This is a genomic window from Actinoplanes sp. L3-i22 (assembly GCF_019704555.1).
In the GTDB taxonomy this organism is placed as follows: Bacteria; Actinomycetota; Actinomycetes; order Mycobacteriales; family Micromonosporaceae; genus Actinoplanes.
On record NZ_AP024745.1, the window covers coordinates 2,059,382 to 2,080,738 of the forward strand.

Genomic DNA, 21,357 nt, shown 5'->3' on the forward strand with positions numbered 1-21,357 from the left:
ATGAAGGCGTTACCCATCCTCGCCGGCGCGGCCGGCATGGTCTTCGTGGGCGGCAGCGTCGCGGTCTCCGGCCACCTCGCGGACGCGCCGAATCTCACCGTCCAATCGCTCCGGTACGCCGTGGCCTGTCTGCTCCTGATCACCTGGGCGCGCCGGCGGCGGACCCCGGTGCGCCGCCCCCGCGGCCCGGAGTGGCTCTGGCTGCTCGGCGTCACCCTGGCCGGGCTCCTGGTCTTCAACATCGCCCTGGTCCACGGTGCCCGGCACGCCGAGCCGGCCGTTCTCGGCGTCGCGGTGGCCTGCGTCCCGATCCTGCTCGCGGTCGGCGGCCCGGGGCTGTCCGGCCAGGCCCCGGGCCGCCGGGTGCTGCTCGCCGCGGCCGTGGTCACGCTCGGCGCGATCCTGGTCGAGGGTCTCGGCCGGGCCGACGCGGCCGGTGTCCTGTGGGCGGTCGTCACGTTCGTCTGCGAGGCGCTGTTCACCCTGCTCGCGGTCCCGGTGCTGGGCCGGCACGGGCCGCTCGGCGTCTCGGTCCACGCGACCTGGATGGCGGCCGTCCTGTTCGGCGTCCTCGGCCTGGCGATCGAGGGCCCGGCCGCGGCGCTGCGCCTGCACGCCGACGACGTGCTGGCCGGCGCGTACCTCGCGGTCGCGGTCACGGCCGTGGCGTTCCTGCTCTGGTACACGTGCGTGACCCGCCTCGGGCCCGGCCGGGCCGGGCTGCTGACCGGGGTGGCCCCGATCTCGGCCGCGCTCACCGGCATGGCGCTCGGCGGCCCGGCCCCGGACCCGCTGGTCTGGCTCGGCATCGCGGTCGTCGCCGCCGGCCTGGCACTGGGCCTGACCACCCGGACCCCTGCCCCGGAGCCCGTCCTGGCTCCGGTCTGACCTGCTCCGCGGGAGGGCCACGGGACCGGGCTCACGGCGTACCCAAGCAGGGTTTTCAAGATTTTTAAGCGAGATGCCGGGGGTCGCGGCTGTAGACGAAGGTGGCGATGTCGATGGTGGCCGGCTCGCCGTCGGCGGACCGTCGCACGGTGAGGACCTCGCCCTCGTTCTCGCCGGAGCGTCCGCGCCAGCGGTCCGGCGCCTCCCGGCGGAACTCGGTGCGGTGGTGCGGACCGGTCATCACCAGCGCGTCGCCGTCCGGGGCGACGTCGTACTCGCGGCCCATCCACCACCAGCGGCCGCAGATCTCGGCCGCCTCGCCCCGCGGCGGCGCGGGCGGCTGCCAGGCGGCCACCGGCGCCGCCGGCTCGCTGTCCAGCACCGTCGTCAGGGTCCGCAGGCTCAGGTGCTTGATGTTCTCCGGGCCGGCCAGGCCGTAGGCGTTCGCGAAGAGCACGACGCCCAACCGGCTGCGGCGGTGCACCGCGAAGTGCGCGACGTAGCCGGGCATCGATCCGCCGTGGCCGATGTAGACCCGCTCGCCGACCCGGAACAGCTGCGGGCCCAGGGCGTGCCCCTCGGTCCAGGACTCCAGGTCGGCGATGGTCACCGGGTTGCACATCTCGTCGACGGTCTCCCGGGCCAGCACGCCCGGCGCCGGATCGGCCAGGAAGCCGGCCCACTTGGCCATGTCGGTGACCGTCGACCAGAGCTGGCCGGCCGGGGCCATCGCCCCGGCGTCCGGGCGCGGCTCCTCGTGCGGCGCCCCGCCGAGCGCGTGCACGACGTAACCGCGGGCGTACGGCTCGATCGGCAGGTAGCTGGTCCGCTTCATGCCGAGCGGGTCGAGCACCCGCTTGGTGACCAGCTCGGCCCAGCTCTGCCCGGTGACCCGGCTGAGCACCGCGCCGAGCAGGCCGTAGGCGAGGTTCGAGTACCGGAAGCGGCGGAACGGGGGACCGGTCAGCTTCTCGTACGTCAGCCCGCCCAGCAGCTGATCCACGTCACCGCCGTCGCGGCGCTCCCACCACGCCCCGTCCGGCTCCCGCTGCAGCCCGGAGACGTGCCCGAGCAGCTGGCGCAGCGTCACCCCGCCGATCGGGGTGCCCGGCAGGTGCCGGTAGAGCAGGTCGTCGAGGGCGAAGAACCCCTCGTCGCGCAGCTGCATGACCAGCGTCGCGGTGATCGTCTTGGTGATCGAGCCGACCCGGTACTGCGTCTTCGGGTCCGGTCGCGGGCTCTCCCCGGCGCCCGCGAAGTGCAGCACCGCCCGGTCGCGCACCACGGCCAGGGCGAGCGACGGCACCCGGCCGTGCGCCTGTGCCCGGGCGGCGATCTCGTCGATCCGCCGGACGGTCTCCGGAAGCAGTGTCACGGTGGGGGCCCTCCTGGTGTGCGACTGATGGGTCTAACTGTCCGAGCGGCATTCGGCTACGCGAATCTCGACATCGCCGGGGATGCGTGGACGTGACACGATCGAAGATGTGGAAGCCGTACTCTGGATCGTTCTCGCTATCGCCCTGGTGATCGGCGAGGCGTTCACCGCGACCATACTGATCATCTTCTTCGCCGCGGGAGCGGGCGCGGCGGCGCTGGCCGCCGCCCTCGGGGCGAACCTTCTTGTGCAGGTGATCGTGTTCGCCCTGGTCTCCGGGCTGTCGGTGGCCGCGATCCGGCCGGTGGTGATGCGGCACGCCCGGTCCGCGCTGGAGAGCGGGGACACCCCGTTCGGCATCGAGGCGATGGAGGGCCAGCACGGCACCGTGCTGGAGGATGTCGACGCCGACCACGGCCAGATCAAGATCGACGGGGAGATCTGGCAGGCCCGCTCGTTCGACGGGCGGGAGTCGTTCCCGGCCGGTCAGCGGGTCCGGGTGGTCAAGGTTCGTGGCGCCACCGCCCTCGTCTGGCACGATGACCTGCCCGATCACTGAAGATCCACCAATCACATAAAAGAGAGGCGCGCCATGGGAGCAGTCGTCGCAGTCCTCGTCATAGTCATCGTGCTGTTCGCGGTGATCACCGTTGTCCGGTCCATCCGGATCGTCCCCCAGCAGCGGATGGACGTCGTCGAACGGCTCGGTAAGTACAAGCGGACCCTGAGCCCGGGCCTGAACCTGCTGGTCCCGTTCGTCGACGCGGTACGCAGCAAGGTCGACATGCGCGAGCAGGTGGTCTCCTTCCCGCCGCAGCCCGTGATCACCTCCGACAACCTGGTCGTCTCGATCGACACCGTGCTGTACTTCAAGGTCGTCGACCCGGTGCGGGCCACCTACGAGATCTCCAACTTCCTGCAGGCGATCGAGCAGCTCACCGTCACCACGCTGCGGAACGTCATCGGCTCGCTGGACCTGGAGCGCGCGCTGACCAGCCGTGACCAGATCAACAAGCACCTGTCCAGCGTGCTCGACGAGACCACCGGCCGCTGGGGCATCAAGGTCACCCGGGTGGAGATCAAGGCGATCGAGCCGCCGCCGAGCATCCGCGACTCGATGGAGAAGCAGATGCGCGCCGAGCGGGAGCGCCGCGCCACGATCCTCAACGCCGAGGGTCACAAGGCCGCCCAGATCCTCACCGCCGAGGGTGAGAAGCAGGCCGCGGTGCTGCGCGCCGACGGTGACCGGCAGTCCCGGATCCTGCAGGCCGAGGGTCAGGCCAAGGCGATCCGTACGGTGTTCGACGCGATCCACACGGCGAACCCGTCCCAGAAGGTGCTGGCCTACCAGTACCTGCAGGCCCTGCCGCAGATCGCGAACGGCACCGCGAACAAGGTGTGGATCGTCCCGACCGAGCTGACCAAGGCCCTGGAGGGCCTGGGTGGCGCGCTCGGCGGCCTGGCCAACATGGTCGGCGACGTGCCGCTGGCGAAGGTCGACCCGCAGGAGGCCGAGCGCGAGGCGGTCGCCGCCGCGGCGGCCGCGACGGCCGAGGCGGAGCGGGTGAACGCCGAGGTGCGGGCGGCCGAGGCGCAGGTCTCCGGCGACCCGGACAAGACCGCGGCGCTGCCGGTCGCGCCGCCGGTGCCGCCGGCGTCGGCGATCGGCGGGGCGGACTACAACGGGGCGAACCAGCCCGAGCGGGCCTGACGGCCCGACTTTTAACGGACGGCCTGCCCGATTCGGGACAGGCCGTCCGGCATTTCTAGATATTTCCTGAGATGCGGCTCACAGCTTCCTGCGAATTTGGCATGCTTCGACTCGGATTTCCGACTGGTTTCCCCCGGCCGCTCGGCGTGTTGACCCTGCGAGCGAGGCGGAGCCATGAGCATCAGCCATCGTCAGACCGCGAGCGGCCGGCCCTTGCGGGTCGCCCCGGCCTGGGTCGGCGCCGCGCCGGCCGGGTCCTCCGCGGACCACTACCTGCTGCCGGTGCGGGACGCCGTCTGGATCTGGTCGGTCCGGCGGTTCGCCCGGCTGGCCCTGTGGGCGCTCCCGGCCGCCGCGGTCCTCTACGGCTGGTTCACCCTGGGCGTGACCGTCCCGCCCGGCCCGCTCCCGGTCGGCCTGCTGGCCGGCTGGCTGGCCACCATCTCGCTGATCGCCCTGGCCGGGCTGCTCGCCGGATCGCGGACCCGGCGGATCGCGATGACCGGCCTGCTGATCGCCCTGGCCGGCGCCACCCTGCTGCTGCCGCTCGCCGCGCTGCCCGCGGCGACCGCCGCCGACGCGGTCGCGCTCACCCCGGCCCAGGTGCCCATGCTGATCGAGATGGCCTGCGCGATCGCCGGCGGCGGCGTACTGCTGCTCGGCTGGGCGGTGTTCCGCTCCAAGCTGGTCAACCCGGCCGACGGGGTGCTGCTGATGCTCGCCGCGGTGGCGCTGGGCGCCGGCTCCTACGCGCCCAAGCCGCTGCCGACCGTGGGCGCGCTTCTGCTGCTCGCCGCCGGGATGGGGCTCGCCTGGACGGGTGGCCGGTTGGTGCCGCGTACCTGAAGATGTCCCCATCTGCTTTCTTGGAAGGGGACAGCCATGGCACGAGTGATCGCGGACATCTCGATCTCCCTGGACGGCTTCGTCACCGGGCCGAACCCGGGCCCGGACAACGGACTCGGTGACGGCGGCGAGGCGCTGCACACCTGGGCGCTGCACCCCGACCCGGTCGACGCCGACGTGCTGGACTCGACGGTCGCCGCCACCGGCGCGGTGATCATGGGCCGCCGGTTGTTCGACATCATCGACGGCCCGGGCGGATGGAACGACGAGATGGGGTACGGGGCGGACCGCGCCGCCGAGCCACCCGTGCTCGTGGTCACCCGCAACCCGCCCGAGCAGGTGCGCCTCGCCGACCGGATGACGTTCGTGGTCGACGGCGTGGCGAGCGCGATCGCCCAGGGCGTCTCGATCGCCGGCGACCACGACGTGGTGATCATGGGCGGCGCCGAGGTGATCCGCGGGGCGCTGGCCACCGGTCTGGTCCACGAGCTGCGGATCCACCTGTCGCCGGTGCTGCTGGGCGCGGGCACCCCACTCTTCACCGGCGGCAAGCTCCGGCAGTTGCGCCAGGTCCACGCCCGCCCGTCCGGCCAGGCCACCCACCTGACCTACCTCGTGGATTGACCCGCCCGACCGGGTGAACGCCCTGGTCGCCGCCGTGGTGGGGGCGGCGGCTTCCGGGAGCATCGGGCCCATGCGCTCCCGCGGGCCGGTCCCACGCCGGCCGCCCCGCCCGCCCGATCCGCCGTTCACGAAGGTGCTCGCCGACCTCAGCGTCGGGCTCGGCGCCGTGACCGCGCTCATGTACTACTTCGGCTGGGTGATGACCCGCTCGATGGCCCGGGCGCTGGGTTTCGACGTCTCGGCGCTGCGCCTGGAAACGGCTGACTACCTGATGCGGAGTGTCAGCTTCTTCTTCGTGCCGGCGATGGTGCTGCTCCTCGCGGTGCTGCTGGTGCGGCAGGTGCACCGGCGGATCCTGGCGCCGTTCCTGGCCCGGCGCCGGCCGCCGGTCGTCCTGCGGATCGCGCGGCTGCTCTCCTGGTCATGGCTGCCCCTGGCGGTGCCGGCGGTCTACCTGTCGTCGGTCCGGTCGTGGAGCTACCCGCTGCCGGCCGGCCTCACCGCGGCGATCCTGCTGGCGGAGTACGGCCGCTGGATGGTGCGGTCCCGGACCGGCGAGGATCCGTGGACGCGCGGCACCCGGATCCTGGTCGGGGCGTTGCTGGCGATCGCGGTGTTCTGGTCGGCCGACCGGCTGTCCCGCGGCGCCGGGCGGATGTTCGGCGAGGATCTGGCCGAGCGTCCGGCGCAGCTTCCGGCCATCGTGCTGTACAGCGACAAGGATCTGTCGCTCGACGCGCCCGGGGTGGTGGTCACCCAGCTGCGGGGGCCTCGGGCCGAGTACCGGTACCGCTACGCCGGACTGTTCCTGTTGGAGCGGTCCGACAATTGGTACTTTTTACTATCGGATCGACCGAGTCGGGTCATAATCCTCAACGGAACCGCCGACGTACGCATGGAGTTCGTCGCGCCCCGCCGATCGGATGTGACGCCTTGATCAAGCTTGCACTTGCTCTCACGCTGTCGCTGGCGACGGCGCTGACCGTTGCCCGTCCCGGCGGGGACCACGCGTCGGCGGCCGGCGCGACGACGGCCAGGCCTACGTCGTTCAAGTCGAGGGTGATCGGATGGTTCAAGGAGAACACCCCCGGGGGCATGCCGACCGTCCCCCCGTCGACGACGCCGAGCCCTGGCGACACCAGTCCGGCGATCATGGCGACCCCCACTCCGGACAGCGCCAGGACGCCGACCGCGGGCTGGACGCCCGGGGTCGGCTCGCCGCGGGACCGGATCTTCGGATCCCTCCTGTTCCGGGACTGCGGCCAGGCGCTGCGGCAGACCCGGGCGGCGGACGGGGCGGCGCTGCCCGAGGCGCAGCGGGGGCTGTACGAAGGTACGGCGGCCGCCTGCCTGGCCGCCTTCGACGGGCGCCCGGACCTGTGGCCACTCGCCGGCCGCCGGCTCGATCAGGCCCAGGAGAGCGGCCTGGACTGCCCGGACAGCGTGGTGTTCCAGCTGCTCAGCGAGATCGTGACGGCGCACCGTGAGGAGCCCACCGCGGAGCTGGTCAGAGAGCGCGGGTATGAGGTGCCGTGCGCTCCGGTGTGGTCGCGCCGCGGGTGAGTTCGTAGAACGTGATGGCGGCGGCCGTGGCGACGTTCAGCGAGTCCACGCCGTTGTGCATCGGGATGGCTACCCGGACGTCGCTGGCCTTCATCGCCTCGGCGGTGAGGCCGGGGCCTTCGGCGCCGAGGAGGAGCGCCGGCCGTACCCGCTGATCTGGGGTCAGGTCTTTGAGGGCCACCGCGTCGGGCGCCGGCGTCATCGCCAGCAGGGTGAATCCGGCCGCGCGGATCGTGGCGAGCGGGTCCGGCCAGGTGTCCGTCTTCGTGTACGGGATCGCGAACACCTCACCCATGCTGACCCGCACCGCCCGGCGGTAGAGCGGGTCCGCGCAGTTCGGCGAGAGCACGATCGCGTCGATGCCGAGGGCGGCCGCGCTGCGGAACAGCGCCCCCAGGTTGGTGTGCGTGTTCAGGCCCTCCAGGACGGCCAGGTTCCGCGCGGTGGCGAGCAGGTCGCCGAGGGCCGGCAGCGGCCGGCGGTGGAACGAGGCGAGGATGCCCCGGTGCACGTGGAAGCCGGTGATCGACTCCAGGACCGGTGGGGCGGCGGTGTACAGCGGCGCGTCCCCGGGCAGGCCGGTGAGCTGATCGGCGCGCTTCTCGTCGACGAGCGCCGAGCGCATCCGGTACCCGGCGCGCAGCGCCCGCTCGATGACCAGCTCGCCCTCGGCGATGAACAGCCCGTTGGGCGGCTCCCAGCGGGTCCGCAGTTCGAGGTCGGTCAGGGCGCGGTAGTCACCGATGCGGGGGTCGTCCGGGCTGGTGATGGCGATGGCTGGCACACCGAGCATTCTGCCGACCCGGGTCCGGCGGGCCGTCCGGTGCCTCGGGAGGTCTGAACGGGCGGAACCGGCGACGGGCCGTACCGATGGTCGCCGTCGGGGTGTCGGCGGGCGGGACGTGCGGGAAGATGGGCGCAGGTGCTCCGCCACATGCGGCAGTACGGTTGTACTGTTCGGTCGTTCCGCGTCTCGGGGGGTGTCAGTTGTCGTCTGCTCCGGGATCAGACCCTCATCTGCTCGCCCTGCTGCGGGCCATCCGGCTGCGCAAGAGCGCCCCCGACGCGGCCGAGGCCGGCGCCGCGGACACGGCCGCCGCGCTGTCCGAGATCGCCGCGACGCGGCGGGACGAGAGCCGGCCGCCCAGCAAGCCCGCGATCATCAGCAACCCCGCGATCGTCAGCGTCCCCGTGGTGGCCGGCGAGGCACCGGTGGAGACGGAGGATGTCCCACCGGGCCGGGTCGGCGGCGTCGGCGCGTCCGGCCGCAGCGCCCCCGGTCCACAGAACTCGGCTGACGGGCCTCCGCGAAACCCGGCCGGCGATGGCCCGCAGCCGCCTCGGGGAGCCGGCTCCGAGCTGCTCTGGCGCGGTGGCCAGGGCGCCGCGCTGGGCCGTTCCGGGCTGGGCGGGCGTCGTCCCGGCGCCCCCGGGCAACCGGACCGGGCCGGGGCGAACGCGGCCTACGGCGTACCCCTCAATCGGGTCAATCCGATCACCGGGATCAACCCGTCCGGCCCGGTGACTCCGGTGCCGGCCGTCCCGGGCGTGGCCCCGGCCCGTCCGATCGGCCCTACCGGGACCGAGTTCCCCTCGGTCACCCCGGCGGAGTACGCCGCGCACTTCGCCCAGAAGACCACCCGGCGCGACCTGCCCGCCGACGGCATGGACCCGGGCGACACCATGGCGCTGCGCGACACCCAGCGCCTGCTCAGCACGAGTCTGACCTTCGCCGGCGGCGTCGACGAGGTGGCCGGCCGGCTCTGGCACGCGCTGCTGCAGGCCCAGCCGGACCTGCTGACCCTGCTGCCCGGCACCCCGGCCTCCCAGCGGGCGCAGCTCGCGCGCGGGCTCACCTGGCTGGTGCACCGGCTCGACGACCCGCCGGCCGTGGTCGCCGGCTGCGGGCAGCTCGGCGCCGCGCTGGCCGAGTGCGGCCTGCAGTGGAACCAGTTGCAGATGGTCGGCGCGGCCCTCGCCGAGGCGATGCGGGCCGGGATGGCGCCGGGCGTCTGGCGGCAGGACTTCGACCAGGCCTGGCGCTGGACGTGGCAGCACGTCCACGAGTGGCTGGTGCACGGCGGCACGCTGATCGCCTACCAGCCGACCGTCTGGGACGCCGAGGTGATCAGCCACGAGCTGCGCCGCCCCGACCTGGCGGTGGTGCGGCTGCGGCCGTTCCTGCCGCTGCCGTGGCGGCCCGGGCAGTTCGCCCGGGTCGAGGTCGACGCCGTCCCCGGCATCTGGCGGCCGTACTCGCTGGCCGGCGCCCCGCACCTGGACGGCGTGGCCGAGCTGCACATCCGGGCCAAGACCGAGACCGGGGTCAGCGGCACGCTGGTGCACGACACCCGGGTCGGCGACCGGGTCCGGATCAGCCGCGCCGAGGGCGAGATGGGCCTGCCGGCCGAGCCGGGTCGCGGCGTGCTGATGATCGCCGGGGACACCGGGGTCGCGCCGATGAAGTCGATGCTCGCCCACCTGGCCGTGGTGCGCGATCCGCGGCCGGCGGTGCTGTTCTGGGGCGTGCGGAACGCCGCCGAGCTCTACGACATCGAGGAGCTGACCGAGCTGGCCCGCCGGGCGCCGCGGGCGACCGTGGTGCCGGTGATCTCCGAGGGCGACCCCGGGCCGTACCCGTTCGGGCTGGTCACGGACGCGGTGGCAGCCTACGGGGAGTGGTCCCGGCACGAGGTCTACCTGGCCGGTCCGCCGCTCATGCTGGCGGCCACGGCGATCGCGCTGCGGCAGTTGGGTGTCGACCCGCGCCGCATCCACCACGACGCCCCGGAGTGATCTGCCGGCGCCTTCCGGTCCCTTCGGCGCAAGCTTCAGGCAACTGCTTTCGCCGTACGGCGTGAAGCCCGCCCCGCTCGTTCACCCAGCCGGCGCGGCCCGGCCGTTTGCCCCGGCCGGCGTGGTCCGGGCGTTTTGCCCACTTGTGCACCTCGGGCAGGGCAGACTCGGTTCGCGGGCGAGGTTGCCCAGGACCTGACGCAACCGGCGGTGTCCGCCGCGCGGCAGCCCGTCCCGCCCTGCCGTCGTGCCCGGCTCGGCGGCCCGATCGGCTTCGGGGGCCTGGATGGAGATCGACGACCACCTCCTCGGGGCGGCCGCCCCCGGACTGCGCACCGTGCTCGCCGACACCGCCCTGCCCTCGCTGCGGCTGACCGTCGGCGGCGCCTGCGCCCCGGACACCCCGGCCACCCGGCTCGGCGGCGTGCCGCTGCTCGCGCCGGACGCGGACTGGCCGCGATCGCCCTCGGGCGACGCCCAGTCCTTCCTGGGCCAGCTGAACTGCGACGACGTCAACGCCGGGCTCGGCGCCGCGATCCTCCCGCCGGGGACCGTCCTCGGGTTCTTCTACGACTGGATCGAGCAGCGCTGGGGCTTCGACCCCGCCGACGCCGGCTACTGGCACGTGACGGCCACCCCGCTGGCGGCGGCCGCCCCGGTCGCCGGCCAGGCCGAGGAGTCGTTCACCGCGCGCGCCGTCACCAGCGCGCTGGTGTGCACCGTCCCCGGGCTCGACGAGCCGCCGGTCGGCGCCGTCCGCACGGACCGGCACTGGTGGCGGCGCCGCGACCCGGTCGAGGACTTCTACGACGCGCTGGAGAACGACGAGGAGATCCCGGTGCACCGGGTCTTCGGCTGGCCCGACCTGGTCCAGGGTCCGATGCAGCTGGAGTGCCAGCTCGCCGCGAACGGCATCCACCACGGCAACCCGGCCGGGGTGGAGGGGGCCCGGGTCGAGGAGCTGACCCCGGGCGCCGGCGACTGGCTGCTGCTGTGGCAGATCGACACCGACGACACGATGGACTGGATCTGGGGCGACTCCGGCCGGTTGTACTACTGGATCCGCCGCCAGGACCTGGCCGCACGACGGTTCGACCAGGTCTGGCTCGTGCTGCAGTGCGCGTAGTGACCCGGGCCGGCGGGCTGCCGTCGTACCGAATCGGGTTTTTGCTGTTAAAGGGCTTCGGTCAGAATTTTCAGGTAGGCCGGCGGGATGTGGTGCTCGCCGCCGGGGGTGAACACGTTGCTGTGCGACGCGTCGTCCCACGCCGAGGCCGGCACCGCGGCCCGCAGCGCCACCAGCACCGGCGCGTCGTCGGTCAGCAGGGAGAGCGCCACCAGGCACTCCTCGGCCTCGCCGACGCACTCGAACGGCTTGTGCGCGTCCACCCCGAGCAGCTCCAGGAAACCGGGCGCCTGCGCCACGTCGGCGAACAGGTCGCGCCCGAAGATGTGCGCGAGCCGCTCCCGCGACATGTGCGGCGCCATCGCCAGGAACACGAACCGGCACTTCGGGCAGTCGCCGCACCACCGCGCGGTCGGGTCGTGCAGCTTGAAAGCCTTGTTACAGCTTGTAACAACATCATCGTACGCTGTGTAACCGGCGAACAGCTGCGCGATGTGCAGCTCGGAGAGCGTCCGCAGCAGCGAGAAGTACGGGTCGACGAGCCCGGTGTGCGCCCGCACCGCGTCCCGCAGCAGCCCCTCGGCGAGCACGCCCTTGGACCACTGGTGGTTGACCTCGTGACCGTTCCAGATCAGGTTCGGGTCGGAGGCGGAGCGCTCGTTCGACATCACCACCGGGCCGAGCCCGTGCCAGATCGCGGTGGCGATCGCGATCAGCGAGTTGATCGCGGTGACCGGGATGTGCCCGTTCAGCGCGCCGGCCTTGTTCAGCTCGAACAGGCGCGGGTCGAGCTTGCGGCGGGCGGCCAGCGCGGCGAGCCCGGACGCGGCGTTCACGTTCTCGATCACCGGGTTCGGGTTGACCGAGAACGGCACCGGGTCGAGCCCGGCGGCCCGCAGGATCTCCAGCGTGACGATCGAGTCCTTGCCGCCGCCGACCGCGGACAGCGGCCGCCCGGTCACCTCGACCGGGGTCGCCGCGGGCAGCGTGCCCGGCGTCTCCACGGTCAGCTCGAGCACGTGCGGAAGCTGGTTGCGGTACGCGTACTCGGCCAGGCCGTCGGTGTAGACCCGGGTGAACCAGGCGGTCACCTCGGGCGCGAACGGTCGCGGCGCGAGCACCCGCGGCGGCGCGCCGACCTTGTAGTAGCTCACCCCGGCGACCACGTGCAGCAGCTCCAGCACCCGGTGGAAGGCCGCCGGGACGGCGGGCGCCGCCGGCACCGGAAACGTGATCGTCTCGGTGAAACGCAGCGGCTCCGGCCCGTCGAGCACGTAGTCGAACGTGGCGACCCCGGTCGACGGGTCGAACGCGTACGAGGGGAAGCGCATGACGTCGAACTGCACCCGGGAACTCCTGTCTGAGGGCCGACCGGCAATATTAGTGCGGTCCCGCGAAAAAACGACTTGGGGAGACGACGTGCGCCTGGCAGACCTGCGCGGCCGATCGGTGGCGGTCTGGGGTACCGGCCGGGAGGGCCGGGCCGCGGTGCACGCGATCGCGCCGCACGAGCCGTCCCGCCTGCTCGTGGTGAACGACGGCGCCGGCTATCTCGACGACCCGTGGGACGACCCGCGCGCCCCGCTGGCCGGCGGCGAGCACGCCTTCGCGGCCCTGGCCAGCGCCGATGTCATCGTACGCTCGCCCGGCGTGCCGTCCACCCACCCGTTCATGGCGGACCTGCGCGGCCGGGGCATCCCGGTCACCGGCGGCAGCGCGCTCTGGATGGCCGACCACGCCGCGCAGACCGTCGGGGTCACCGGCAGCAAGGGCAAGAGCACCACGTCCAGCCTGCTCAGCCACCTGCTGGCGGCGGTCGGCCGGCCCAACGCGTACGGCGGGAACATCGGCGTCCCGCTGCTCGACCTCCCGCCCGCCGAGCTGTACGTGCTGGAGCTCTCCAGCTACCAGTGCGCGGACCTGACCGACTCGCCCCGGGTGGCCGTCGTCACGTCCCTGTTCCCGGAGCACCTGGACGCGCACGGCGGCGAGCGGGAGTACTACCGCGACAAGCTGAACATCCTCGCCCACGGTCCGGATCTGATCGTGGTCAACGGCGCCGACGAGCGGCTGCGCGACGAGATCCGCGGCGTGCTCGACCGCAACCACTTCCCGCCCGTTCCGGCCGCCGCCGAGGACTCCCGCTTCCGGGTCGAGGACGGCACCGTCTTCTGCAGCGACGACGCCCTCTTCGACCGGGCCGCGCTGCGGCTCCGGGGCCGGCACAACGAGCGCAACCTGTGCGTGGCGCTGGCCGTGCTGGACGGCATGGGCATCGACGTGGTCGGCTCGCGCACCGAGCTCGAGGCCGCGGTCCGCGCGTTCCAGGGCCTGCCGCACCGCCTGACCGAGATCGAGGACCCGTCCGGCGTCACGTTCGTCGACGACACCCTGTCCACCGCGCCGTACGCCACGATGCACGCCGTCGAGGCCTTCGAGGACCGCCCACTCACCGTGTTGGTCGGCGGCACCGACCGCGGCCTCGACTACGCTCCGTTGCGAGGATTCCTCGCCTCTCGCGAACTCACCGTGATCGGCATGCCGGACAGCGGGCCCCGGATCCTGGCCGAGTTGTCCGGCCTTCCCAAGATCACCACGCATCACTCCGCGGACCTGGCCGACGCTGTCCGGATCGCCCGCGAGGTGACCCCGCCCGGCGGGGTGGTCCTGCTCTCGCCGGCCGCGCCGAGCTACGGCCGCTTCCGCAACTTCGAGCACCGCTCCGAGGCCTTCCTGGCCGCCATCGCGGCGACCGCCCCCGAGGCCGCCGCGGAGTAACCCGCGGCCCCTGAGCCCGGCCGCCCTGCCCGCGGCCCCTGAGCCCGGCCGCTCTGCTCGCGGAGTAGCCCGCGGGCACTGAGCCCGGCCGCCCTTGCCCGCGGAGTGGCACGCGGCCCCTGAGTCCGCCGCAGACCGGCTCGCGGTCGGCCGCCCCACCGCGAGTAGCCCCACCCCGCCGGCCACCGCCACGGGCCGCCCCAGCCGCATCCCGCGCCGGCTCAACCTCGGCTCGCAGTGGCCGGCCGGCCGTCCGGGCTCCTCCGGCGTTCCGCGGCTCCTCCGTGACGTCTCCGGCGGTCGGGAGTCGGGGCTGGGCGGGATGTCGGGCCTGCGGCGAGAGATCTCTCGGAAACCTTTTTCGCGGGCGTGGCGGCGGTTTCTGGGAGCCGACCGGCCTGCCGGCGGCGGTGGGCCGGGGCTGGGCGAGCGGGTGACGGCCGGCGGCGCGGGTCGGTGAGCAGCGGCGACGGCGTCCAGATGGACGGAAGGTGAACGGCGGGCCGGTCGGCTCACGCCGTACCGGAAATAATTTTGATCTTGTTTCTGGAGTAACGGCGAGGTTTCGTGGAGTCACCGGAACCAACCGATCGGTCCACCGGCGGATAGCCGATCAGCCCAGCCGAGCCCGCCGAACCGGCGAGGACAAAACGGGCGCAAGCTGGACATGTGATGGCGGCCACGTCGTAAGGGTTATTTCCGGATCGATGACTGTCATCCGGTGCCTCCGAAACACGCGTTCATCGCCCCAGGTCAGGTAACGGTTTGAAAACTTCGCCCACAGTCTTGACACAGGGGGGCGGTTAGTAAGAACTTTTACCGCGACAGTAAACAGTCCTTCCTGAAAGGGTGTCCGATGGCTGAGCCGGAGATGGACGGCACCGCGTCGACCGCGGTCGCTGACTCGCCGGCCCGCGACCAGGCTGCGCCCACAGGGAGCGACCAGACGATGCGGGACCGGCTTGAGCAGGGCCTATGGGTCCGCGGTGAGTCCCGCAACCGGGCCGAGAACGGCCGCGCCGAGCGGGTTGAGCGGGACGCGGAGCGCACCGACCTGCCGGACCACACCCGTTCGGCGAATGAAAATAGCGACCAAGGGGTTCTTGTCCGGGTTCGCACGCAGCTGCCGGAGTTCACCGGAGCCCTGCAGCGCGTCGCCGAGCAGGTGCTGACCGACCCCGCGGGCGCCTCCCGGGCCACCATCGTCGAGCTCGCCGAGCGGTCCGGCACGTCGCCGGCGACCGTGACCCGGTTCTGCCGGGCGCTCGGCTTCGACGGCTACGCGGATCTGCGACTGGGCATCGCCGCCGAGACCGGGCGCGCCCGGTCGGCCGGCTGGACGGTCGACATCGGCCGGGAGATCCAGCCCAACGACCCCCTGGAGCGCGTGCTCGGCCAGATCATGGCCGCCGACACCAGGGCCATGCATGACACCGCCTCGCTACTCGATCTGGCGGAGGTGGCGCGGGCCGCGGTGGCGATCGCCGGCGCGGCGCGGGTGAACATCTTCGGGGCCAGCGGAAGCGCGCTGGTCGGCGAGGAGATGCAGTTCAGTTTGCACCGCATCGGCATCCCGGTGTGGGCCTGGACCGACGTGCACAACGGTCTGGCCAGCGCCGCGCTGTCCCGGCCCGGCGACGTCGCGCTCGGGATCTCGCACAGTGGCGAGACCGGCGAGACGATCGAGCTGCTCGCCGAGGCGAGCAGCCGGGGCGCCACCACCATCGCGCTGACCAGCTTCCCCCGTTCCCCGCTGGCCGAGCTCGCGGACATCGTCCTGCTCACCGCCACCCAGGCGACCACCTTCCGGCCGGATGCCCTGTCGGCGCGGCATCCGCAGCTGGTGGTCCTCGATCTTCTGTACGTAGCCGTCGCGCAGCGAACCCACGAACGCTCGCACGCCGCTTTCCAGCGGACCGCTCAGGCGGTTCACGGGCACAAAGCGGCGAAGGACGCCTGAAATGCACCACACCCACCCCTTTATGAATGATTTTCCTTCGGGAGGAAAAGTGAAGCGCAAGATCGCGGTCGCCGCGGCGCTCGCTGCGACGCTGCTCGGCACCGCCGCGTGTGGTTCCAAGAGCGACGACAACAGCGCCGCCTCGACCACCACCAAGATCGACGGCACCGGCAAGACCATCAAGGTCTGGCTGATGGTGGACGCCCAGACCTCCTGGAAGAACGTGGTCGACGACGCGACCAAGCGGTTCACCGCGGCGACCGGCGCGCAGGTGAACGTCGAGTACCAGCAGTGGGCCAACCACCTCACCAAGCTGGACGCGACGCTGGCCGGCTCGGACGTGCCGGACGTGGTCGAGCTCGGCAACACCGAGTTCTCGAAGTACGTCTTCAACGGCGGCTTCGCCGAGGTCAACAAGTCCGAGTTCGAGAACAACGACAGCTGGCTGTCGGGTCTGTCCGGCGCGTGCGAGCTGGACGGCAAGTACTACTGCGTGCCCTACTACGCCGGCGCCCGGGTGCTGATCTACCGGACCGACCTGTTCAAGGCCGCCGGGATCGCCGCCGCGCCGAAGACGTACGACGAGTTCCTCGCCGACGCCGACAAGCTGCAGGCGGGCAACAAGGACAGCAAGTTCGGCGCGGTCTACATGCCGGGCCAGTACTGGTACGCCGCGATGTCGTTCGTCAAGTCCACCGGCGGCGAGATCGCCAAGAAGGACGGCGACAAGTGGGCCGGCCAGCTCTCCCAGCCGGCCTCGCAGCAGGGCCTGCAGCGCTGGGTCGACATGGTCAAGAAGTACTCGAAGGCCGACGTCACCAAGAACGAGAACGACCAGGCCGGCATCTTCTCGCAGGGCCAGGCGGGCATGTTCTACGGCAACGCGTGGGAGCAGGGCGTGGCCGAGGAGGTCCACAAGGACCCGAACGACGCGACCTCCCCGCTGGTCCCGACCAAGGTGAAGGGCAAGCTGGCCGCCGCGCCGATGCCGGAGATCCCCTCCTTCCTCGGTGGCTCGAACCTGGGCGTGACCCAGAAGAGCGCCAACAAGGAGCTCTCCGCTCAGTGGATCAAGGCGTTCACCGACAGCACCTCGATGGCCGGCCTGGTCAAGGCGAACGCGCTGCCGAACGCCACCTCGCTGATGGACAAGGCCGCCGCCGACAACCCGACCATCGCCCCGGCCGCGCTCGCCGCGAAGCTGAGCTGGTTCCCGCCGAACGCCGAGAAGTGGGCCGACGTGGAGAAGGGCAACGTTCTGCAGACCATGCTGACCGACGTCCTGACCGGCAAGAAGAGTGTCGCCGACGCCACCAAGTGGGCCGACGACCAGATCAACGCCACGCTCAACGAGTCCTGACGACCTCGTGCCGCCCGCCCCGGCGGGTGGGCGGCACACCCCATCGCGGAAGAGGACTTGACTGATGTACGCCGTCGACTCCCCGACGAACCGGCCGCAGGTGGCGTCCGGCGGGGTGACCGAGCAGAAGCCGGCCACCCGCCGGCGGACGCGGCGCCGCCGCCACGACGCGCGGACGCCCTGGCTGCTCGTGGCGCCCACGCTGCTGGTGCTGGCGCTGATGCTGGGCTACCCGCTGTACCGCATGATCGTGCTCTCCTTCCAGAACATGCGGCTGCGGGAGCTGCTGACCGGCCTCACGCCGTCGTGGGTCGGCTTCGAGCAGTACCAGAAGGCGCTGACCGACTCGACGTTCTGGGGCGTCGTCGGGCGGACCGCGGCGTTCACCGTGGTCTCGGTGACCGTCTCGGTGCTGGCCGGCCTGGGCGTGGCGCTGCTGATGCGCCGCGTGCACCGCCGGGTCCGGCTGGCCATGATGATCGCGATGATGTTCGTCTGGGCGCTGCCGCAGCTGGTCGCGGCGCAGGCCTTCGTCTGGCTGACCGACTCCGACTTCGGCGTGCTGAACTACCTGATCGACAAGATCCCCGGGGTCGACTACGCGAACCACAGCTGGTTCGTGAGTCCCCTGCAGGGCTGGACGCTGATCACCGTGCTGGTGGTCTGGGCCGGCATCCCGTTCCTGGCGATCTCGCTGAGCGCGGGGCTGACCCAGGTGCCCAAGGAGCTGCTGGAGGCCGCCACGGTCGACGGGGCGACGGCCTGGCAGGCGCTGCGCAACATCACCCTGCCGATCCTCAAGCCGCTGCTGACCATCGTCACCACGCTGTCGGTGATCTGGAACTTCGGCCTGTTCACCCAGGTCTGGGTGTTCCGCTCCGGGCATCCGGAGCCGTACTTCCAGACGCTCGCGACGTTCTCGTACACCCAGGCGTTCGGCCAGTCCCGGTACAGCTACGGGTCGGCGATCGCGGTGATCACCGTGCTGCTGATGCTCGGCGTGATGGTGTTCTACATCCGTCAGATGTTCAAGATCGGGGAGGTGGACTGATGGCTGCCGCACGTCATGACGAAGGTGTGGTGACCGTCGGCCGCAGCCGGGTCGGCACGGTCTTCGCGAACACCGGCGGGGTGCTGTTCGCGCTGGTGATGATCTTCCCGGTGTACTGGGTGCTCAACACCGCGTTCAAGCCGCGCGAAGAGGTGATGAGCTACCAGCCGTTCTTCTTCCCGGCGCACCCGACGCTCGACAACTTCCGGTCCGCGATCAAGGCCGAGAACTTCCTGTCCGGCCTGCTGAACGGTCTGCTCATCACCGGGATGGCGGTGGTCGCGGCGCTGATCATCGGTTTCCTCGCGGCACTTGCCATCGCGCGTTTCAACTTCTACGGTCGCCGGGCGATGATCATGATCATCCTGTGCGTCCAGCTCGTTCCCCTGCTCGCCCTGCTCATCCCGCTCTTCCTGATGCTGCAGGGCTGGCACCTGACCAACAGTCTGGTCGGGGTGGCGCTGGTCTACCTGGTGCTGCTGCTGCCGTACACGGTCTGGACCCTGCGTGGTTTCATCGCCGGCATCCCGAAGGAGCTGGACGAGGCCGCGATGATCGACGGTTGTACCCGGGCCCAGGTGTTCTGGCGGATCATCCTGCCGCTCACCGGCCCCGGCCTGGTCGCCACCGCGGTCTACGGATTCATCCAGGCCTGGAACGAGTTCATCATCATCAACACGCTCAACAGCCCGGGCAAGCAGAACCTGATGGCCTGGCTGTTGCAGAACCAAACGGAACGCGGTACCGCCTGGGGCCCCCTCATGGCCGGTGCGATCATCACCTCCTTGCCTGTGGTGATCTTCTTCCTGTTGATCCAGCGGAACATCGCCACCGGGCTGACCGCCGGCGCAGTCAAGGGCTGAACCAACTTTCTGTTACACCTTGAAAGGACATCGATGTCTGAGATGACGACTTCCCGTCGTACTTTGCTCCGCCGTGCCGCCGCGGTCGGCCTGGTCGCCGCCCCCGGCGTGAGCTTCCTGAGCGCTTGTGCCGGCTCGGACGACACCCCCACCACCCCGCAGGCGACCGGCGCCAAGTCGTCGGACAACCCGCTGGGTATCGACCCCAAGGCCGGCGTCGAGATCGTGATCTTCGACGGTGGTCTGGGCACCAAGTACGCGACCGACGTCGACACCCCGCTCTTCAACAAGAAGTGGCCGGACGCCAAGATCACGTACTCGGCCACCCAGCAGGTCGCGACGACGATCAAGCCGCGGCTGAACGCCGGCTCGGCGCCCGACATGATCAACAACTCCGGGTCCGACATCATGGACTTCGGCGCCATCGTGAAGGCCGGCCAGGCGGCCGACCTGACCGACCTGTTCGCCGCCCCGTCGCTCGACATCACCGGCAAGACGGTCGCCGACACCCTGGTGCCGGGCGCCATCGAGCAGGGCACCTACGACGTCGAGGGCGGCCGCAAGCCGTTCGCGGTGAACTACTCCTTCACCGTCTTCGGCCTCTGGTACAACAAGAAGCTGTTCGACAAGAACAGCTGGACCGTCCCGGCCACCTGGGCCGATTTCACCGCGCTGCTCGACAAGATCAAGGCCGCCGGCATCACGCCGTTCGGCTACGCGGGCGCCAACGCGTCGTACTACATGGTCCGCGCGATCATGACCAGCGCCGCGAAGATCGGCACCGAGCAGGTGCTGAAGGACATCGACAACCTCAAGCCGGGCGCGTGGACCAACGACGCGATCCTGCAGGCCGCGAAGGCCTGGGGCGAGGTCGGCACCAAGTACATCGACAAGTCCTTCCTGGGCCTCAAGCACACCGAGGTGCAGCTGCAGCAGGACCAGGACAAGGTCGCGTTCTACCCGTGTGGTTCGTGGCTGGAGAACGAGCAGGCCGCCAGCACCCCGGCGACCTTCGAGTACGCCATGATGGCGTTCCCGAGCGTCACCACGGCGGACAAGCTCCCGGCGACCGCGATCAACGCCGCGGCCGGCGAGATCTACTTCGCGGCGGCCAAGAGCAAGAACCCGCAGGGTGGCAAGGAATACCTGCGGACCATGCTCTCCAAGGCGGCGGCGCTGGAGTTCACGAAGCTCACCAAGTCGCTTACGGTGGTTTCCGGAGCGGCCGACGGCCTCACCATCAGCCCCGGCCTGACCAGCGCCAACGACGCCCTGAGCAAGGCCGGCAAGGACGTCTTCATGGGTTACCTGTTCGACACCTGGTACAAGAAGCTGGACGACGCCTCCCGTGAGGCCGCCAACCAGCTCATGTTCAAGGGCGGCGACGCGCAGAAGTTCTGCGACACCATGGAGGCCGCTTCGCAGGCGGTCGCGAAGGACTCTTCGATCACCAAGTTCACCCGTTCCTGATCCGTCTTTTTCACACCCCTAGGTAGGCGCCATGCGGCACGGCAAGTATCCCTTCATCATCGGTTTCCTTGTCGTGCCGCTGGCGCTCTACTTGGTCTTCGTGGTCGGCGCCTATCTGCAGATGTTCCAGCTGTCCTTCACGGACTGGTCGGGCTTCGGCGGCTTCAAGTACGTGGGCTTCGACAACTTCGTGAAGCTGTGGGACGACCCGGTCTTCTGGATCGCGCTGCGGCACAACGTCTACATCCTGATCGCGATGCCGATCGTCACCATCGCGATCGCCCTGTTCTTCGCGTTCCTGCTGAACGTCGGCGGCAAGAGCAAGGGCGGCACCACCCAGGGCGTCCGGGGCTCCAAGGTCTACCGGATCGTCTTCTTCTTCCCGCAGCTGCTGGCGCTGGCCATCGTCGCGGTGATCTTCGGCCGGGTGTTCGGCTCGGACCGGGGCGGCATGCTCAACGGCCTGTTCCCCAGCTCGTGGTCGCCGTGGCTGTTCCTGGCCGACGAGCGGTTCGCGCTGGCCTGTATCGCGCTGGTGCTGATCTGGCAGCAGATCGGCTTCTACGTGGTGCTCTTCTCGGCCGGCATGGGCTCGATCGGGCAGGAGATCTACGAGGCCGCCGCGCTGGACGGCGCCACCAAGGTCACGCTGTTCTTCCGGATCACGCTGCCGCTGCTCTGGGACACCCTCCAGGTCGCCTGGGTCTACCTCGGCATCGCCGCGTTCGACCTGTTCGCCCTGGTCAACATCATGTCGGTGAACAAGGGCGGGCCGAACAACGCGACCCAGGTGCTGAGCTACCAGATCTACCTGAACGCCTTCCAGAACTCGCAGGCCGGTTACGCCTCCGCGATCGGCGTGGTGCTCTTCTTCCTGACCCTGACGTTCGCCGCACTGACCCTGCGGGTCACCCGTCGCGACACCGTGAACGCCTGAGCCGCGGAG

At 71.0% G+C, this 21,357-nt stretch carries 19 protein-coding genes; 16 read left to right on the forward strand and 3 right to left on the reverse strand.

Annotated elements, in window-relative coordinates:
• A complete protein-coding gene (locus tag L3i22_RS09475; protein ID WP_221326588.1) occupies positions 1-888 on the forward strand; it encodes a DMT family transporter in 888 nt (295 codons plus the stop codon).
• A 64-nt stretch (positions 889-952) separates the two neighbouring features.
• Here the strand turns inward: L3i22_RS09475 and L3i22_RS09480 are convergent, their stop codons facing one another.
• The gene (locus L3i22_RS09480; protein ID WP_221326589.1) at positions 953-2,263 is read right to left on the reverse strand and encodes a serine hydrolase; all 1,311 of its coding nucleotides are present in this window, start codon (positions 2,261-2,263) and stop codon (positions 953-955) included.
• Between the two features lie 82 nt (positions 2,264-2,345).
• On the opposite strand from L3i22_RS09480, the gene L3i22_RS09485 reads away from it, so the two are divergent.
• From L3i22_RS09485 to L3i22_RS09510, 6 genes are all read left to right on the forward strand, one after another.
• A complete protein-coding gene (locus L3i22_RS09485; RefSeq protein ID WP_370644425.1) occupies positions 2,346-2,822 on the forward strand; it encodes an NfeD family protein in 477 nt (158 codons plus the stop codon).
• 33 nt (positions 2,823-2,855) lie between these two features.
• A complete protein-coding gene (locus L3i22_RS09490) occupies positions 2,856-3,974 on the forward strand; it encodes an SPFH domain-containing protein (protein ID WP_221326591.1) in 1,119 nt (372 codons plus the stop codon).
• Between the two features lie 174 nt (positions 3,975-4,148).
• On the forward strand, positions 4,149-4,820 hold the full coding sequence (locus L3i22_RS09495) for a hypothetical protein (RefSeq protein WP_221326592.1): 672 nt from the start codon (positions 4,149-4,151) through the stop codon (positions 4,818-4,820).
• Positions 4,821-4,856: 36 nt separating this feature from the next.
• Entirely contained in the window at positions 4,857-5,444 is a 588-nt protein-coding gene (locus L3i22_RS09500; protein WP_221326593.1) for a dihydrofolate reductase family protein, read from the forward strand.
• Positions 5,445-5,514: 70 nt separating this feature from the next.
• Positions 5,515-6,381 carry a hypothetical protein gene (locus tag L3i22_RS09505; RefSeq protein ID WP_221326594.1) on the forward strand — a complete coding sequence of 289 codons (867 nt, stop codon included), beginning with the start codon at positions 5,515-5,517 and terminating at the stop codon, positions 6,379-6,381.
• The gene (locus L3i22_RS09510; protein WP_221326595.1) at positions 6,378-7,007 is read left to right on the forward strand and encodes a hypothetical protein; all 630 of its coding nucleotides are present in this window, start codon (positions 6,378-6,380) and stop codon (positions 7,005-7,007) included. Before L3i22_RS09505 ends, L3i22_RS09510 begins: the two co-directional genes overlap by 4 nt.
• Here L3i22_RS09510 and L3i22_RS09515 read toward each other — a convergent pair.
• Complete coding sequence (locus L3i22_RS09515) at positions 6,952-7,791, reverse strand: RNA methyltransferase (RefSeq protein WP_221326596.1); 840 nt, start codon at positions 7,789-7,791, stop codon at positions 6,952-6,954. The genes L3i22_RS09510 and L3i22_RS09515 overlap by 56 nt on opposite strands.
• A 203-nt stretch (positions 7,792-7,994) precedes the next feature.
• Between L3i22_RS09515 and L3i22_RS09520 the strand changes: the two genes are divergently transcribed.
• Both L3i22_RS09520 and L3i22_RS09525 read left to right on the forward strand, forming a co-directional pair.
• Positions 7,995-9,803, forward strand: a complete 1,809-nt coding sequence (locus L3i22_RS09520; protein WP_255658073.1) for an FAD-binding oxidoreductase — start codon at positions 7,995-7,997, stop codon at positions 9,801-9,803.
• Between the two features lie 286 nt (positions 9,804-10,089).
• Positions 10,090-10,929, forward strand: coding sequence for a YwqG family protein (locus L3i22_RS09525; protein ID WP_221326598.1), 840 nt, complete (start codon positions 10,090-10,092; stop codon positions 10,927-10,929).
• A 47-nt stretch (positions 10,930-10,976) separates the two neighbouring features.
• Here L3i22_RS09525 and L3i22_RS09530 read toward each other — a convergent pair whose 3' ends face one another.
• A complete protein-coding gene (locus tag L3i22_RS09530; RefSeq protein WP_221329880.1) occupies positions 10,977-12,260 on the reverse strand; it encodes a hypothetical protein in 1,284 nt (427 codons plus the stop codon).
• An 88-nt stretch (positions 12,261-12,348) separates the two neighbouring features.
• Between L3i22_RS09530 and murD the strand changes: the two genes are divergently transcribed.
• From murD to L3i22_RS09565, 7 genes are all read left to right on the forward strand, one after another.
• Positions 12,349-13,707 (forward strand): UDP-N-acetylmuramoyl-L-alanine--D-glutamate ligase, encoded by a 1,359-nt coding sequence (gene murD, locus L3i22_RS09535; protein ID WP_221326599.1) that lies wholly within the window; start codon positions 12,349-12,351, stop codon positions 13,705-13,707.
• Positions 13,708-14,563: 856 nt separating this feature from the next.
• A complete protein-coding gene (locus L3i22_RS09540) occupies positions 14,564-15,667 on the forward strand; it encodes a MurR/RpiR family transcriptional regulator (RefSeq protein WP_221326600.1) in 1,104 nt (367 codons plus the stop codon).
• Between the two features lie 49 nt (positions 15,668-15,716).
• On the forward strand, positions 15,717-17,027 hold the full coding sequence (locus tag L3i22_RS09545; RefSeq protein ID WP_221326601.1) for an extracellular solute-binding protein: 1,311 nt from the start codon (positions 15,717-15,719) through the stop codon (positions 17,025-17,027).
• Positions 17,028-17,091: 64 nt separating this feature from the next.
• Positions 17,092-18,078 (forward strand): carbohydrate ABC transporter permease, encoded by a 987-nt coding sequence (locus L3i22_RS09550; RefSeq protein WP_221326602.1) that lies wholly within the window; start codon positions 17,092-17,094, stop codon positions 18,076-18,078.
• Positions 18,078-18,941 (forward strand): carbohydrate ABC transporter permease, encoded by an 864-nt coding sequence (locus tag L3i22_RS09555; RefSeq protein ID WP_221326603.1) that lies wholly within the window; start codon positions 18,078-18,080, stop codon positions 18,939-18,941. Before L3i22_RS09550 ends, L3i22_RS09555 begins: the two co-directional genes overlap by 1 nt.
• Positions 18,942-18,974: 33 nt before the next feature.
• The gene (gene ngcE / locus L3i22_RS09560) at positions 18,975-20,411 is read left to right on the forward strand and encodes an N-acetylglucosamine/diacetylchitobiose ABC transporter substrate-binding protein (RefSeq protein WP_221326604.1); all 1,437 of its coding nucleotides are present in this window, start codon (positions 18,975-18,977) and stop codon (positions 20,409-20,411) included.
• 31 nt (positions 20,412-20,442) lie between these two features.
• On the forward strand, positions 20,443-21,348 hold the full coding sequence (locus L3i22_RS09565) for a carbohydrate ABC transporter permease (protein ID WP_221326605.1): 906 nt from the start codon (positions 20,443-20,445) through the stop codon (positions 21,346-21,348).
• Positions 21,349-21,357 lie beyond the last annotated feature (9 nt).

Excerpts from the sequence above, each read along its gene's own strand:
- L3i22_RS09475 (WP_221326588.1), top strand. The coding sequence starts at position 1 with ATGAAGGCGTTACCCATCCTCGCCGGCGCGGCCGGCATGGTCTTCGTG.
- L3i22_RS09485 (WP_370644425.1), top strand. The coding sequence starts at position 2,346 with ATGCGTGGACGTGACACGATCGAAGATGTGGAAGCCGTACTCTGGATC.
- L3i22_RS09490 (WP_221326591.1), top strand. The coding sequence starts at position 2,856 with ATGGGAGCAGTCGTCGCAGTCCTCGTCATAGTCATCGTGCTGTTCGCG.
- L3i22_RS09495 (WP_221326592.1), top strand. The coding sequence starts at position 4,149 with ATGAGCATCAGCCATCGTCAGACCGCGAGCGGCCGGCCCTTGCGGGTC.
- L3i22_RS09500 (WP_221326593.1), top strand. The coding sequence starts at position 4,857 with ATGGCACGAGTGATCGCGGACATCTCGATCTCCCTGGACGGCTTCGTC.
- L3i22_RS09505 (WP_221326594.1), top strand. The coding sequence starts at position 5,515 with ATGCGCTCCCGCGGGCCGGTCCCACGCCGGCCGCCCCGCCCGCCCGAT.
- L3i22_RS09525 (WP_221326598.1), top strand. The coding sequence starts at position 10,090 with ATGGAGATCGACGACCACCTCCTCGGGGCGGCCGCCCCCGGACTGCGC.
- L3i22_RS09530 (WP_221329880.1), bottom strand. The coding sequence starts at position 12,260 with ATGCGCTTCCCCTCGTACGCGTTCGACCCGTCGACCGGGGTCGCCACG.
- L3i22_RS09540 (WP_221326600.1), top strand. The coding sequence starts at position 14,564 with ATGGCTGAGCCGGAGATGGACGGCACCGCGTCGACCGCGGTCGCTGAC.
- L3i22_RS09550 (WP_221326602.1), top strand. The coding sequence starts at position 17,092 with ATGTACGCCGTCGACTCCCCGACGAACCGGCCGCAGGTGGCGTCCGGC.
- L3i22_RS09555 (WP_221326603.1), top strand. The coding sequence starts at position 18,078 with ATGGCTGCCGCACGTCATGACGAAGGTGTGGTGACCGTCGGCCGCAGC.
- ngcE (WP_221326604.1), top strand. The coding sequence starts at position 18,975 with ATGTCTGAGATGACGACTTCCCGTCGTACTTTGCTCCGCCGTGCCGCC.
- L3i22_RS09565 (WP_221326605.1), top strand. The coding sequence starts at position 20,443 with ATGCGGCACGGCAAGTATCCCTTCATCATCGGTTTCCTTGTCGTGCCG.